Here is a 13841-nt window from a genome sequence, read left to right as displayed (position 1 = left end):
CGTCCTCCCATTGCGCCATCGCCCGCTCGGATGCCGCCAACGTAATTGAATCCGGGTTCAACTTCAAGAGTGTCGTGCCGCCGTCCGAGGGGTGCCTGTATGTTTGAATCCAACGTCAAGTTCGCTGGTTTTGACGGAGGTTCCGCACATGCCGACACACATCCCGATCGCCGAGTGGGAGCGCGTCGCGACGCGCGAGGTCACCTCCGGCGACGTCACCCTCCGCGTCTTCGACCACGGCGACGCACGACCGGGCAAGCCCCCCGTGGTGCTGTGCCACGGCTTTCCCGAGCTGGCGTTCTCCTGGCGGCACCAGATCTTCGCGCTGGCGCGGGCGGGGTACCGCGTCCTCGCCCCCGACATGCGGGGCTACGGCGGGAGCTCCCGCCCCGCCGACATCGACGCGTACGACATCCTGACGCTCTGCGGCGACCTGACCGCGGTGCTCGACGACGTGGGCGCGGACGACGCCGTCTTCGTGGGGCACGACTGGGGTGCCATGGTCGTGTGGCAGCTGGCCCTGGCCCACCCGGAGCGGGTGCGCGCGGTGGCCGGGATGAGCGTGCCGGTGTCGCCGCGGCCGCCGGTGCCGCCGCTGCCGATCCTGCGCAAGCGCCTCGGCGACGACTTCTACATGGTGTGGTTCCAGGAGCCCGGCGTCGCGGACGCGGCCCTGAGCCGGAACGTACGCAGGACACTCACCGCGAGGGAGATCTACTCCGCCCGCTGGTCCGAGCAGGAGGACGAGCAGTCGCCGCCCCCGCCGTGGCTCGACGACGAGGAACTCGCCTACTACGTCGACACGTTCGAGCGGACCGGGTTCACCGGCGGCCTGAACTACTACCGCAACCTCGACCGCAACTGGGAGCTCACCGAGCACCTCGCAGACCGGCGCGTCACGCAGCCCTCGCTGTTCGTCACGGGTTCCAAGGACCCTGTCGGCGAGTTCATGCCCGCGAAGGATCTCGACCGGATGCTGACCGATCAGCGCGGCCACATCGTGCTCGACGGCGCCGGCCACTGGATCCAGCAGCAGCGTCCCGACGAGGTGAACGCCGCTCTCCTCGACTTCCTCTCGGCGGTCGGCTGATAGCATCCGCTGCCACCGATACGTACAGTTTCGACCGACAGTGAATGGATCGCAGTGGCTGCCCAGGCCCCGGCCGCAGACGGCGGCCAGAAGCAACCGATCACGCCCCGCAGCGCCCGCGGCGTCAGGACGCGCAACGCCCTGATCGCCGCCGCACGCGAGGTCTTCGAGCGCGACGGGTACCTGGACGCCCGCATCACGGACATCTCCAAGGCGGCGCACGTCGCCTCCGGGTCGTTCTACACGTACTTCAACAGCAAGGAAGAGATCTTCCAGGCGCTCGTCGAGCAGGTGCAGGAGGAGATGCTCCACCCGCACCTGCGCGAGCGCACCGGCATCACCGATCCCCGCGAGCTCATCGACGCGTCGAACCGCGAGTACCTGCGCGCGTACAAGAAGAACGCCCGCCTCATGGCGCTGTTCGAGCAAGTCGCGCAGGTCGACGAGCAGTTCATGGCGTTGCGCATCGAGCGGGGCAACGCCTTCGCCCGGCGCAACGCCAAGCTGATCCGGACCCTCCAGGAGAGCGGCCAGGCCGACACCGAGCTGGATCCGCTCATCACCGCGCACGCCCTGTCCGTGATGGTGAGCCGCATGGCCTACATGGTCTTCGTGCTCGGGCAGCGCATCCCGTACGAGCGGCTCGTCACGACACTCAACACCATCTGGGCGAACGGTCTGCGGCTGCGGGACCCGGCACCGCCCGGGACCTGACCGACGACGGCTTCCCCGCTCCTCGTCACCAGCCGCGCGCGGACTCCAGCAGGTGGTTCCTGACCAGGGCGACGTGCGGGTTGTCCGAGGAACCCGGCCGCTGGACGAGATAGCCGGTGTTGATGGGCGGGTCGTCCGGGTCGTTCAGCAGGACCAGGGCCCCCGACGCCAGTTCGTCGAGGCACAGATAGCGTGGCAGCACGCTGAAGCCGACGCCGCCGACGACGGCGCCCTTGACCGCGCGCAGGTCGGGCATGGTGACGGCGGGCTTGCAGACCAGGCGCTTGCCGAAGACGTGCCGCCAGTAGCGGCGGACGATGGGCAGGTCCTCGGCGTACGCCACCAGGGGGACGCCGTGCAGCGCCGCGGGCCCGTCGGTGGCGATGCGGGCGGGCCCGCCGATCCGCTCCGCCCAGGCCGCCGAGGTGACCAGGACGAACTCCTCGTCGGCCAGGGGGACGGCGGCCAGCGCCCGGCCGCGGGGCCGGGTCGTGGCGATCAGCAGGTCGTGCCGGCCCGCCCGCATCTCCTCCAGGAGCTCCTCCGTCAGACCGGTCGCGATCCGCAGCAGCACGCCCTTCTCCACCAGCGGGGCGAGGCGGGGCAGCACACAGTGCGAGAGGAGCTCCGCAGGGCCCGCCACGTGGACCGGCTCGGCGGAGCCGTCGCCGCCGTGGCCCGCGACCTCCGCGAGGGCGTCCAAGGGGTCGACGATGCGGGACGCCAGCTCGTCGGCGAAGGGGGCGGGGGCCGCGCCGCGCGGCAGCCGCTCGAACAGCTCCCGGTCGAGCTGTCGCTCCAGGGAGCGGATCTGCGCGGTGACGGTGGGCTGCGACAGGCCCAGGAGACGTGCGGCCGCCGTGAAGGACCCGGAGCGGTAGACCGCCAGGAACGTGCGCAGCTGATTCAGGTCGAGCGGCGCGGCGCCCGGCACACCGCCCGGGGTCTCCTCCGCGGGCTCTCCCCCGGCATTCCCATTCCTCTTTCCCATGCTCAGGAGGTTACGGGTGGGCGGGAGGTCAAGGGGTGACCAGGGGGCGCACGTCTTCCGTGACGAAGCGGATGAACCCTTCCGGGTCCGGTTCGTCGGCGGTGGGCTGCAGGACGACCGTGTCGGCGCCCGCCTCGGTCAGCTGCCGGACCGCCTTCGCGACGGCCTCGGCGTCCCCGGCGGCTCCGAGACCGGCCACCCCGTCCAGGCCTCCGCTCCGCTGCTCGGCACGGAGCCGGGCCTCGGCGTCGGGCCCGGTCGCGGTGAGGAGGTAGACCACCACGGGGTGCGCTCCGTCGCGTCCGGCCGACTCCCGCCCCTCCGCGATGAGTTGCCGGGCCCGGCGCACCCCTTCGGGGGCCGTGCTCGCGTCCAGGACGGTGCCGTCGGCGGCCTCTCCGGTGAGCCGCACCGAGCGAGGGCCGCGCGCACCGGCGTAAACCGCGGGGGCCGACGCGGGCGGCCAGTCGAGCGCGACGTCGTCGAGGTGGACGTACCGCCCCCGCGTCGTGACGCGCTCGCCCGCCAGCAAGGCGCGCATCGCGTCGAGATGCTCGCGCAACAGGGTCAGCGGCGACTCGGCCCGCGCGCCCACCTGCCCCATCCAGTCCTGCACCCCGTGCCCGACGCCGAGCATGACGCGGCCCGGGAACAGCCGGTGCAGCGTGGCCGCCTCCATCGTGGTGAGGGCGACGTTACGCAGCGGCACGGGCAGCAGGCCGACCCCCACCCGCAGCCGCTCGGACCACGCGAGGGCGGCGGCCGCGGTCGCGATGCCGCTCTCCAGGAAGCAGTCCTCCCAGAGCCACAGCTCGTCGAGGCCCGCGTCCTCGGCCGTGCGCACCATGGCACGCAGGCGCTCGGGGGGAAGCTGGGGACGGAACACCACGCCGAGAGTCGTCATGACGCCTTCCTATCCCGCTCCTCACCTGAGATCAACAGCCGTACCCGGTAAGGGTTGTGATGCACAAGACCCTTACCTGAGGCTGATCGCCATGAGCCAGCCCACCGAACAGATCACCGGCCGGTCCCACGGCCAACTCACCATGCCCACCACCGGCGTTCGTCAGGCCGTCGAGGCCGACCTCCCCGAACTCGTACGCCTGCGCGCACTGCTCTTCGAGACCCTTGGCGGGGAGTACTTCAACCCCTCGGCAGAAGGGGACGACTGGCGCCACGACCTCGCCGCAGTGCTGAAGGAGAAGCTGACGGCGGACGACGCGCGCATCGTCGTCGTGGACGGCGAACACGGCCTCGCCGCCTGCGGCATCGGCACCGTTGAACAGTGGTTCCCCGGCCCCCACAACCGCAACGGCCGGGTCGGCCACGTGATCGGCGTGGTCACCGACCCCGCGTACCGCCGGCGCGGCCACAGCCGCGCGATCATGCGGGCACTGCTCGACTGGTTCCGCGCGCAGCGGGCCTCTCGCGTCGACCTGTACGCATCGGCCGAAGGGGAACCGCTGTACCGGGACCTCGGTTTCGTCGACCACCCCGACCCAGCGCTGTACTGGCGCCCCTGAAAACGGGCCGGGCGCCGTCAAAGGGATACCGGTCGCCGCCCCTCCGCAGCATGATGAGAGGGAGGCGAAACGGGGGTGTCGCCATGGCTGTCCGCTCCGGTCCCGGCGCCTTTCAGATGCCGGTATGGGCCTTTGCCGTCATCGGGTTCGTCCTGGTGGTGGGGTTGTTCTTCGGGATACGGGGAGTCGCGTCGCCCGACGGAGGGGCGCGGGGAGGCGGCGGAAGCTCCGCGGGCGGGAGCACCGGTACGGATACGGGCACCGTCGGCGGTGGCACGGGCACCACGGGCGGGGGCGACACGACGGGCGGGACAACGGGTGGGCCCTCGGACGGATCCCCGGGCGGATCGACGGACGGGTCCTGGCAGACCGGTGGCAGGGACGGCGGCACGAACGGCGGCACGAACGGAAACCAGGGCGGCGACGGTGACCGGGACGGCGGCGGAAACCGCGGGAACGGGAAGCCGCCCGGCTGGCTCCCGTGGGGGCCCAAGTCGCCGAACACCGACGAGGTACTCGAGCCGGACAGCGCGTACGACCTGCTCCAGCGCGGCGAGTGCCGTCAGGCGTACGAGGCCGCGACCGACCCCGGCAGGCAGCCCGACGGCTCGGCGACCCCGCAGTCCTGGAAGGTCATCGAGGGGCTTGCCGGGATCTGCAAGGCCGCCCAGGGCGAGAGGCAGGGGCTGGACATCGCGGCGAAGGCCGAAGCGGGGCTGCGCGCGGCCGGGTACCGGCCCGCGAACACCGACCAGTTGTGCAAGGACGGGGACGCCTTGGCGGTCCTGCAACGCTTCGTCGCCTACTACCAACGCCACCCCGCCGAACAAGTGGTGTTGCGCCCCGCCCCGGCGGGCGCCGCAGCGTGCGGCAACAAGATCTCCGCCACGGACGCGAGCGTCGCGCCGGGCTCGTCGATCGGCTTCTACGGCACGTGGCCCGACGCGCCGGCCACCGTGGAACTGCGCGCCGCGGAGCTGACGAACCCGATCTCCCTGGAGCCCTTCGGCGACGAGGACGACAAGGCGAGGTGCTGCAAGGACGGGACGGTATCGGTGGACCTTCCGGGAGCCGACCGTTTTGAGGGGCGGCGCCCGACGGCCATCGACGTGACGCTCGTGACGAAGAGCGGCGCCACGGTGACGAAGCGGGCGGCGTTCACCCTCGACTGGAGCGGCGTCCCGCAGCCTCCCTCGCCCTCCTCCGGATCACCCGCCTCCGCCTCGCCCACGTCCGACGCGCTGTCCCGATGAGTGAGCCTCCGGAGCCACGACCGGAACCCGAACCGGCACCGCCCGGCGACCCTGAGCCGACACCCCGGCCCGCCCCCGCACCGGAGCCCACCCCGGCTCCTGATCCGGTCCCGGATCCGGCCCCGTCCCCGTCCCCGGCCCCCTCCCCACCCCCCATCGGCTGGTTGGAGCTGGTCGGCGCCATCGGCTCCCTCGTCACCCTCCTGACCGCGGTCCTCTTCTACTTCGGCTGGGCGAGCACCGACGCCGAGACCAAGGCCCTCGGCCTGCGCGACACCGTCTTCCACTTCTCGACCAGCGACTACCTGTTGCGCAGCGTCGGAGCCCTCTACCTCCCCGCCTGGTTCGCGGCGGGCGTCGCGCTCGGCACGCTCGGACTGCTGCGCTGGGCGGCGGGCGCACCGGAGCGGCTCGCCCGCGCCGTGCGCGTGCTGCGGTTCGCGTGGGCGGTGCCCCTCGCCCTCGTACCGCTGTATCCGCTCAACCCCTGGCTGTTCGACCTGTTGCTGCCGCTCACCGCGATCGCCGGCTTCGCGCTCAACGCGTACGCCCGCACCCGTGACCGCCGGGACCTGCGGCTCTGGGGGCTCACCCTCTTCATCTGCGTCCTGTCGCTGTTCTGGGCCGTGTCGACGTACGCGGCGATCGCGGGCCGCGGCCGGGCGGAGCTGACCGAGCGGATCCTGCTCAGCGACTTCCCGGCTGTCGCCGTCTTCAGCGAGAAGGATCTGATGATCCGCGGCGGCGGCAGCTGCTTCCGTCGCGTCACCGACAAAGGCAGCCAGTACGCGTACGAGTACGGCGGGCTGCGGCTGTTCCACGTCTCCGGAGACCGCGTCTTCCTCGTCCCCCGCTACTGGACGCCCGAGGACGGCACCCTCTACGTCCTCAAGGAGGGCCCGGGACAACGCGTCGACCTGCTCAGCGGGACCGGCCGCCGGGCACAGGAGTGCCGGGGCTAGCCCATCCGGTGGGGCGACGCGTATGGCACCGCGTGTCGCACCTCACTTTTCGGATCCTGCCGTGACCCGGCCCACCGGTGGACGGCGTCGTAAAGTGATCAGCGCAGCTGGTTCGCCCCGTCCGCCAGGCGGGAGCGTCGCAAGAGGGAACCCGGTGGGAATCCGGGACTGCCCCGCAGCGGTGAGCGGGAACGACCGCCGTCACACGCACTGGGACCGGAGACCGGTCCTGGGAAGCGACGGCCAGTAGGCGTCCTCCCCCGTGAGGATGTGCCCGCGAGTCCGAAGACCTGCCCGCTGTCCGCGCGCGAACCGTTTCGGGCGCGGATATCCCGGTGACCTCGAGGGCGGGTCGGCGCACACATCGGACGGACGGCCGCGCCACCCGCGCGATCCCTCCCCCGTCCGGTCGGTCGCCCCTTCGCGCTCTCGTCCCGTCCCCGGGATCTCAGGGATTCATCTCGCGAAGGAGATCTCCGTGACCACCAAGCCCGCAGCCGCGGCAGCACGGGCCACCGTGTACGGCTACCCCCGCCAGGGCCGCAACCGCGAACTGAAGAAGGCGATCGAGGGCTACTGGAAGGGCCGCGTCACCGCCGACGCCCTCCGTACCGCCGCCGCCGACCTCCGCCGCGCGAACTGGCAGGAACTCGCCGACGCCGGCATCGGCGAAGTCCCGACCGGCGACTTCTCGTACTACGACCACGTCCTGGACACCACCGTCATGGTCGGCGCCGTCCCCGAACGGCACCGCGCCGCGGTCGAGACGAACACGCTCGACGGCTACTTCGCGATGGCGCGCGGCACGCAGGACGTGGCGCCGCTGGAGATGACGAAGTGGTTCGACACGAACTACCACTACCTGGTGCCCGAGTTGGGTCCTGGCACGGTGTTCAGCGCCGACTCCACCAAGCAGGTCACCGAGTTCAAGGAGGCCCGGGCGCTCGGCCTTGCGGCCCGGCCCGTCCTCGTCGGCCCTGTCACCTACCTGCTGCTCGCCAAGCCCGCGCCCGGGGTGGCCCCCGACTTCGACCCGCTCACCCTCCTCGACCGTCTCCTGCCGGTGTACGCCGAAGTCCTCGCGGACCTGCGCGCGGCGGGTGCCGAATGGGTCCAGCTCGACGAGCCCGCCCTCGTCCAGGACCGCACGCCGGCCGAACTGAACGCGGCCGAGCGCGCCTACCGCGACCTGGGAGCCCTCACCGACCGCCCCAAGCTCCTTGTCGCCTCGTACTTCGACCGGCTCGGCGACGCACTGCCGGTGCTCGCCAAGGCCCCGGTCGACGGCCTCGCCCTCGACTTCACCGGGGCGGCCGCCGCCAACCTCGACGCGCTCGCCGCCGTGGGCGGCCTGCCCGGCAAGCGGCTCGTCGCCGGTGTCGTCAACGGCCGCAACATCTGGGTCAACGACCTGGAGCAGTCCCTGGCCACGCTCGGCACCCTGCTCGGACTCGCCGACCGGGTCGACGTGGCCGCCTCCTGCTCGCTCCTCCACGTCCCCATCGACACGGCCCTCGAACGTGACATCGAGCCGCAGATCCTGCGCTGGCTGGCCTTCGCCCGCCAGAAGACCTCCGAGATCGTGACTCTCGCCAGGGGCCTGGCGCGGGGCACGCACACGATCTCCACCCAACTCGCCGCGAACCGCGCCGACCTGGCGTCGCGGGCGGGCTCCCCCATCACCCGCGACCCGGCCGTCCGCGCCCGTACCGAAGCCGTCACCGATGCCGACGCACGGCGCTCCCAGCCGTACGCGGAGCGGGCTGCGGCCCAGCGCGCCACCCTCCGCCTCCCCCTCCTGCCGACGACGACCATCGGCTCCTTCCCGCAGACCGGTGAACTGCGGGCCGCCCGCGCCGACCTGCGGGCCGGACGGCTCGACAGCGCGGGGTACGAAGAGCGCATCAGGGCCGAGATCCAGGAAGTCATCTCCTTCCAGGAGAAGGCGGGCATCGACGTCCTCGTGCACGGCGAGCCCGAGCGCAACGACATGGTGCAGTACTTCGCCGAACAGCTCACGGGCTACCTCGCCACGCAGCACGGCTGGGTCCAGTCGTACGGCACCCGCTATGTGCGGCCGCCGATCCTCGCCGGTGACATCTCGCGGCCCGAGCCGATGACGGTGCGCTGGACGACGTACGCCCAGTCCCTGACGGACCGTCCCGTCAAGGGCATGCTCACCGGGCCCGTCACCATGCTCGCCTGGTCCTTCGTCCGCGACGACCAGCCGCTCGGCGACACCGCCCGCCAGGTGGCGCTCGCCCTGCGCGACGAGGTCAACGACCTGGAGGCGGCCGGGACCTCGGTCATCCAGGTCGACGAGCCCGCGCTGCGCGAGACGCTGCCGCTGCGCGCCGCCGACCACCCCGCCTACCTCGCCTGGGCCACGGAGTCGTTCCGTCTCACCACCGGCGGGGTCCGTCCGGACACGCAGATCCACACACACATGTGCTACGCCGAGTTCGGGGACGTCGTCCAGGCGATCGACGACCTCGACGCCGACGTCATCAGTTTGGAGGCGGCCCGCTCCCACATGCAGGTCGCGCGCGAACTCGCCGCCCACGGATATCCGCGCGAGGCGGGCCCCGGCGTGTACGACATCCACTCCCCGCGCGTGCCGAGCGCCGAGGAGGCGGCGGCCCTGCTGCGCAAGGGACTCGACGCCATCCCGGCCGAACGGCTCTGGGTCAATCCCGACTGCGGCCTGAAGACGCGCGGCTGGCCCGAGACCCGGTCCTCCCTGGAGAACCTGGTCGCGGCGGCCAGGACGGTCCGTGCGGAGCTGACCGGCTCCTGACGGCCTGACGCGGTGTGACGGAACCGGGCGGGAGCGGCGTGCTCCCGCCCGGCAGGGCACGCCGGCACAGGGATGTTCCTTCGCGCTCGGCAGCGCGTTGCACTGTGGAAGGATGCGTTCAGCCGGACAGCACTCCCCGCCCCACTTCCAAGGCCGGACGCCATGAGACAAGTTCCCTCCCTCCTGTTCGTCCTGTACGTGGCCTGCGCCGTGTGCAAAGCGCGCGTCGCCCACCTGGAGTTCACGCCTCCCGGCATGGAGCCCGTGAGCATGCCGCGCTGGAGCGCGCTGAGCCGCGCCGCCTACGCCGCCTCGAGAAGTCCCTCGCTCTGGTGGTTCACCGTGGAGAGCGAGGCGTACACGAACGGCGCCGGTGAGAACATCACCGCCGAGGACGCGCGCCGCTACCGCGACGCCTTCCGCTACCCGCGCACCTTCGCCCGCGTCCACACGGCCGGCCTCAAAGGGGACGCGGGCTTCTGCGCGGAGTGCGACGTCCCTTACTGCACCCGGCACTGGCACCTGCGGGACGCGGACGGCGAGAGAGCTCTGTGCCCGCTGGGACACCGGCGCTGACGGGGTACTCGGACCGCCCTTGCGTGGTTCGAGGCACAGGAGGTGCACGTGTTCGAAGGTTTCGCGTTGACGCGCCGTGCGGGCGACGGGGTCGAGCTGCGGGTGCGCCACGGCGGCGACGGTCCCCCGGTCCTGCTCCTGCACGGCCATCCGCGCACGCACGCGACCTGGCATCGCGTGGCTCCCCTGCTCGTCGCGGCGGGGCACACGGTGGTCTGCCCCGATCTTCGGGGCTACGGCGCATCCGAGAAACCCCCGACCGACCCGCGGCACCGCCCGTACGCGAAGCGCGCCATGGCCGCGGACTGCGTGGAGGTCATGCGCGGCCTCGGGCACGAGCGGTTCGCCGTCGTCGGGCACGACCGGGGCGCGTACGTGGCGACGCGCCTCGCCCTCGACCATCCGGAGGCCGTGTCGGCCGTCAGCGTGCTGGACGCCGTCCCCATCGGGGAGGCCCTGCGGCGCTGTGACGCGACGTTCGCCGCGAGCTGGTGGCACTGGTTCTTCCTCGGCCAGACCGACAAGCCCGCCGAGCGCGTCATCAACGCCGATCCCGACGCCTGGTACAAGGCCACTCCGGAGGCGATGGGCGCCGAAGCCTACGAGGACTACAGGCGCGCGATCCACGACCCGGCCACCGTGCATGCCATGTGCGAGGACTACCGGGCGGGGCTCGGTGTCGACCGGGAGCACGACGACGCCGACCGGCAGGCGGGCCGGCGCATCAGCTGTCCGCTCCAGGTGCTGTGGGCCACCCGCGACGACATGACCGATCTCTACGGCGACGTGCTGAGCGTCTGGCGCGACTGGGCGGGCGACCGGCTGGCCGGAGGCCCGATCCTCTCCGGCCACCACATGGCCGAGGAGGCCCCCGCCGAACTCGCCGCCGCCCTCCGCGAGTTCTGGAGAGGTCTCGGCGTACGGCGGGGCCGCACCCACGGATGAGTACGGCCCTGCCGACGAGCCGCTAGTTCACCGTCAGCTCCGCGATCCCTGGGTGCTTCTTCGCCCCCGCGTCGCCGCGCACCGTCACCCGGACGTACCGCGCGAGTCGCGCGTCGTCCGCCTCCGCGCGGTGCCAGTGGCGGCCGTCGAGGGAGAGCTCGACAGTGTGGGCGGCCGGCTCGGTCCCGGTCCAGGTGGGGGTGACCTTGTCGACGCGGACGGGCTTGGTGAGGTCCGTCGTCAGATGGCCGCGCGCCCCGTCCGGGACCCAGGCCGTGGCGGAGCTCCCGTCGACGGCGGCCCCCGCGTACATGCCGGGCTGCTCGGACGAGGCCGTGGCGGTGGTGCAGCGCGCCGCGTTGGTGGTGGGTGTCAGGTCGGGGCGGCGGGTCTTGAGGACGGCCGGGGCACCCTTGCTGACGATCTGCTCGCCCTGCGGGGTGTCGAGCGTCATCGGCGCACCGCCGGTGAGGCGCACGGTGGTGCGGTGGGCGCCGAGCTCGATGTCGTACGTGCGTCCCTGCCAGGCCAGTCCGCGCAGGGTGACACCGCGGTCGAGCTGCGGAGGGAGCATCGGGTCGAGGTGGAGACGGTTCTCCCGCATCCGCATGCCGGTCAGGCCGTTGGTGAAGGTCTGCAGGAAACCGCCCTTGCCGGTGAGGAAGTCGTGCGCGGGCGAGCCCGACAGCGGGTCCTCGGCGCCGGCCTTGTCGCCGCGGGCCTCCGAGAACTGGGCGAACGGGCCGCGCACGAACGGCTTGATGGAACGCTCCAGATAGGTGTAAGTGGAACAGCCGGGCTCACCGATCCCTGCGGCGTCGATGGCGTGCACCGAGTCCGTCATGGCGGGGCCGTCCGGGTCCGTGCGCTGCGCGTAGTAGTCGAGGGTGGCGGCCGCCGCCCCCTCGGGCATCCGCCACTCCAGCGGATACATCAGGAGGACCGTGTCGGCCTGCTTGATGGTGCTGCCGTCATAGCCGTCGTACTGCTGGAAGACCTTGCGGCGCTCGTCGTACGGGATCCGGATGCGGTCGGCGACGGTCTGCCACTCGGCGGGTGCCCGCTCGCCGAGCAGTTCGGCGGCGCGGGTGGCGTGGCGCAGGGCGGTCACGGCACCCGCGTTGGTGAAGACCGCGTCGTCGACGCCGTTGCTGTACTCGTCGGGTCCCGCGGTGTCCTTGATCGAGTAGCTGCCGTCCTTGTTGCGGCTGACGCGGCCCGCCCAGAACTCGGCGATGCCCTTCATCACCGGCCAGCCGCGCTCGCGCAGCCAGCGGGTGTCCTTGGTGGCCAGGTAGTACTGCCAGGTGGCCAGGGAGATGTCGGACTGGAGGTGGATCTGGGTGCGGCAGTGGGGCGGGTCCACGCTGTGGCACTCCTTGGCCAGGTCGCCCGAACTGCCGCTGTTCCAGGGGTAGAAGAGCCCTCGGTAGCCGAGTTCGCGGGCGTTCTCGCGGGCCTTCGCGCGGGTCCGGTAGCGGTAGTCGACCACGGATCTGGCGAGTTCGGGCCGGGTGGCGAGCAGGGCCGGGTACATCCACGTCTCGGCGTCCCAGAAGACGAGGCCCGCGTAGTTGTCGCTGGTCAGGCCTGCCGGAGCGATGCTGTTGGCGGCACCTTCGCGGGTGTTGGAGAGCAGCCCGTACTGCGCGGACCGCACCCACGCCTGCATGTCCCGCCGCCCGCGCACCTCGATGTCGCTGCGCCAGAGCCGCGACCAGGCGGCGGTGTGGGAGCGGAGCAGGGCCTGCCAGCCGCGGTCGGCGGCACGCCGCGAGGTGGCGGTGGCGTCCCGGCGCGGCGCGCGTGAGGTCAGGGCCGTGTCGACGCCCACGTACTTGGTGAAGTCGTACGACTGCCCGCGCCGGACCGGCAGCTCCAGCGCCTGACGTGCGGTCAGCCCCTTGGCCCGGGCCGCCCTGTGCGTCGATGCGGCGTGCGCTCCGCGTCCGGCGCGCAGGGTGGAGGCGACGGCTCCGTCGACCTTCGTGCCGTCCGTGCGGAACGCCACGTCCATGCTCGGTGCGGTCCGGCCACCGCCACGGTGCTCGCCGGTGCGGTCGCCGCCGCCGGTCTGCTGAACACGCCGCGCGCCGCGCCCGTCCAGCATGTCGGTGACGGTCGCCTTGCCGCTCCAGTGCGGGGTCATGCTCATGCGTACGGCGCCCACGTGCGGGTTGGCGCGGTCGGCGAGCACCTCGTACACGAGGTCGGTGCGGCGGCCGTCGGCGGCGGTCCACGTCAGCGACGTCCGGACGAGACCGCAGCCGAGGTGGAGCGACTGACGGTAGTCGGAAATGCGTCCGGACGGCGTCGAAGAGTTGAAGGTATCGGCGTGGGCTCCGCCGGTGCTGAGGGTCAGTGCGGTCCAGGTGGGCAGCGCGGCGACGGCCTGCCGGTCCTCGGCGGTCTTCTTGTTGTGGGCGTACAGGCCGGACACGAAGGAGCCGTCGTAGCGCGGGGTGAACAGCGGCCAGCCGGTCTTGGCCTCACTGTCGGCGTAACCGGCCCCGTTCGGCGGCACGCGCTGCCCCAGATAGCCGTTGCCGACGAAGGCGTGGTGGGTGTCCGTGGCGTCGGAGCGGGTGGTCGTGGTGAGCGTCCAGCCGTCGCCGTTCCCGCCTCGGCAGTCCGGGGCCGCGGCGTTGTCGCTCCGCGCCGGCTGGGAGGCGGCCGGCGGCACCGAGGCGACGAGGGCTCCGGCCAGCAGCACCGCGGTCAGTCGGGCGGCACGCGGCAGCGCACCGAGGGAGTACGTCATTGTTCTCCGTCACTCTGGTCACTCTGGTTCACCTGCGAGGTCCAGGGACCATAAATTTCCTGAACGAGTCACGTCAATAGTTGAGCACTATCAGTCAAGTGTCGAAGACATGAGAGACATGGGCGCGGTGTGGAGGTGGGACGTTTCGGCCCTGGGAGCCGAGCCCGGGCTGCGGTCGCGGCCCTCTCGGCACGAGCAGCGGGCCGGACAGCGCCAAGGCCGTTGTCAG

11 protein-coding genes and 1 riboswitch are annotated in these 13841 nt (G+C 72.0%); of the genes, 8 read left to right on the top strand and 3 right to left on the bottom strand.

Annotation, left to right across the window (positions count from 1 at the left end; translation table 11 throughout):
* The first annotated feature begins 148 nt into the window (after positions 1 to 148).
* On the top strand, positions 149 to 1090 hold the full coding sequence (locus tag ACH4D5_RS20015; protein WP_398304053.1) for an alpha/beta fold hydrolase: 942 nt from the start codon (positions 149 to 151) through the stop codon (positions 1088 to 1090).
* Between the two features lie 54 nt (positions 1091 to 1144).
* Positions 1145 to 1804 (top strand): TetR/AcrR family transcriptional regulator, encoded by a 660-nt coding sequence (locus ACH4D5_RS20010; protein ID WP_398304051.1) that lies wholly within the window; start codon positions 1145 to 1147, stop codon positions 1802 to 1804.
* A 25-nt stretch (positions 1805 to 1829) separates the two neighbouring features.
* Here ACH4D5_RS20010 and ACH4D5_RS20005 read toward each other — a convergent pair whose 3' ends face one another.
* Both ACH4D5_RS20005 and ACH4D5_RS20000 read right to left on the bottom strand, forming a co-directional pair.
* Positions 1830 to 2795: a LysR family transcriptional regulator gene (locus ACH4D5_RS20005; RefSeq protein ID WP_398304049.1), complete on the bottom strand. Its 966-nt coding sequence runs from the start codon at positions 2793 to 2795 to the stop codon at positions 1830 to 1832.
* Between the two features lie 28 nt (positions 2796 to 2823).
* Positions 2824 to 3699, bottom strand: a complete 876-nt coding sequence (locus ACH4D5_RS20000; protein ID WP_398304047.1) for an LLM class flavin-dependent oxidoreductase — start codon at positions 3697 to 3699, stop codon at positions 2824 to 2826.
* Positions 3700 to 3790: 91 nt separating this feature from the next.
* On the opposite strand from ACH4D5_RS20000, the gene ACH4D5_RS19995 reads away from it, so the two are divergent.
* The 6 genes from ACH4D5_RS19995 to ACH4D5_RS19970 all read left to right on the top strand — a co-directional run bounded on the left by ACH4D5_RS19995 (position 3791) and on the right by ACH4D5_RS19970 (position 10851).
* Positions 3791 to 4318, top strand: a complete 528-nt coding sequence (locus tag ACH4D5_RS19995; protein ID WP_398304045.1) for a GNAT family N-acetyltransferase — start codon at positions 3791 to 3793, stop codon at positions 4316 to 4318.
* 83 nt (positions 4319 to 4401) lie between these two features.
* Entirely contained in the window at positions 4402 to 5571 is a 1170-nt protein-coding gene (locus ACH4D5_RS19990) for a hypothetical protein (RefSeq protein WP_398304043.1), read from the top strand.
* Between the two features lie 164 nt (positions 5572 to 5735).
* On the top strand, positions 5736 to 6533 hold the full coding sequence (locus ACH4D5_RS19985; protein ID WP_398304041.1) for a hypothetical protein: 798 nt from the start codon (positions 5736 to 5738) through the stop codon (positions 6531 to 6533).
* 91 nt (positions 6534 to 6624) lie between these two features.
* Positions 6625 to 6846: riboswitch (cobalamin riboswitch) on the top strand.
* A 165-nt stretch (positions 6847 to 7011) separates the two neighbouring features.
* Entirely contained in the window at positions 7012 to 9330 is a 2319-nt protein-coding gene (gene metE, locus ACH4D5_RS19980) for a 5-methyltetrahydropteroyltriglutamate--homocysteine S-methyltransferase (RefSeq protein WP_398304039.1), read from the top strand.
* Between the two features lie 162 nt (positions 9331 to 9492).
* Positions 9493 to 9906: a hypothetical protein gene (locus ACH4D5_RS19975; RefSeq protein WP_398304037.1), complete on the top strand. Its 414-nt coding sequence runs from the start codon at positions 9493 to 9495 to the stop codon at positions 9904 to 9906.
* Positions 9907 to 9954: 48 nt separating this feature from the next.
* Positions 9955 to 10851, top strand: coding sequence for an alpha/beta hydrolase (locus ACH4D5_RS19970; protein ID WP_398304035.1), 897 nt, complete (start codon positions 9955 to 9957; stop codon positions 10849 to 10851).
* 22 nt (positions 10852 to 10873) lie between these two features.
* On the opposite strand, the gene ACH4D5_RS19965 is transcribed toward ACH4D5_RS19970, so the two are convergent.
* Positions 10874 to 13612, bottom strand: coding sequence for a glycosyl hydrolase family 65 protein (locus ACH4D5_RS19965; protein ID WP_398304033.1), 2739 nt, complete (start codon positions 13610 to 13612; stop codon positions 10874 to 10876).
* Positions 13613 to 13841 lie beyond the last annotated feature (229 nt).

The organism is Streptomyces sp. NPDC018029 (genome assembly GCF_044327655.1).
Lineage (GTDB): Bacteria > Actinomycetota > Actinomycetes > Streptomycetales > Streptomycetaceae > Streptomyces.
Note: the sequence above shows the minus strand (reverse complement) of the source record. Positions and strands in the feature narration are given on the sequence as shown.

What these genes read in the sequence shown, in the direction of transcription:
- ACH4D5_RS20015 (WP_398304053.1), top strand. Translation starts at nt 149, where the DNA reads ATGCCGACACACATCCCGATCGCCGAGTGGGAGCGCGTCGCGACGCGC.
- ACH4D5_RS20005 (WP_398304049.1), bottom strand. Translation starts at nt 2,795, where the DNA reads ATGGGAAAGAGGAATGGGAATGCCGGGGGAGAGCCCGCGGAGGAGACC.
- ACH4D5_RS20000 (WP_398304047.1), bottom strand. Translation starts at nt 3,699, where the DNA reads ATGACGACTCTCGGCGTGGTGTTCCGTCCCCAGCTTCCCCCCGAGCGC.
- ACH4D5_RS19995 (WP_398304045.1), top strand. Translation starts at nt 3,791, where the DNA reads ATGAGCCAGCCCACCGAACAGATCACCGGCCGGTCCCACGGCCAACTC.
- ACH4D5_RS19990 (WP_398304043.1), top strand. Translation starts at nt 4,402, where the DNA reads ATGGCTGTCCGCTCCGGTCCCGGCGCCTTTCAGATGCCGGTATGGGCC.
- ACH4D5_RS19975 (WP_398304037.1), top strand. Translation starts at nt 9,493, where the DNA reads ATGAGACAAGTTCCCTCCCTCCTGTTCGTCCTGTACGTGGCCTGCGCC.
- ACH4D5_RS19965 (WP_398304033.1), bottom strand. Translation starts at nt 13,612, where the DNA reads ATGACGTACTCCCTCGGTGCGCTGCCGCGTGCCGCCCGACTGACCGCG.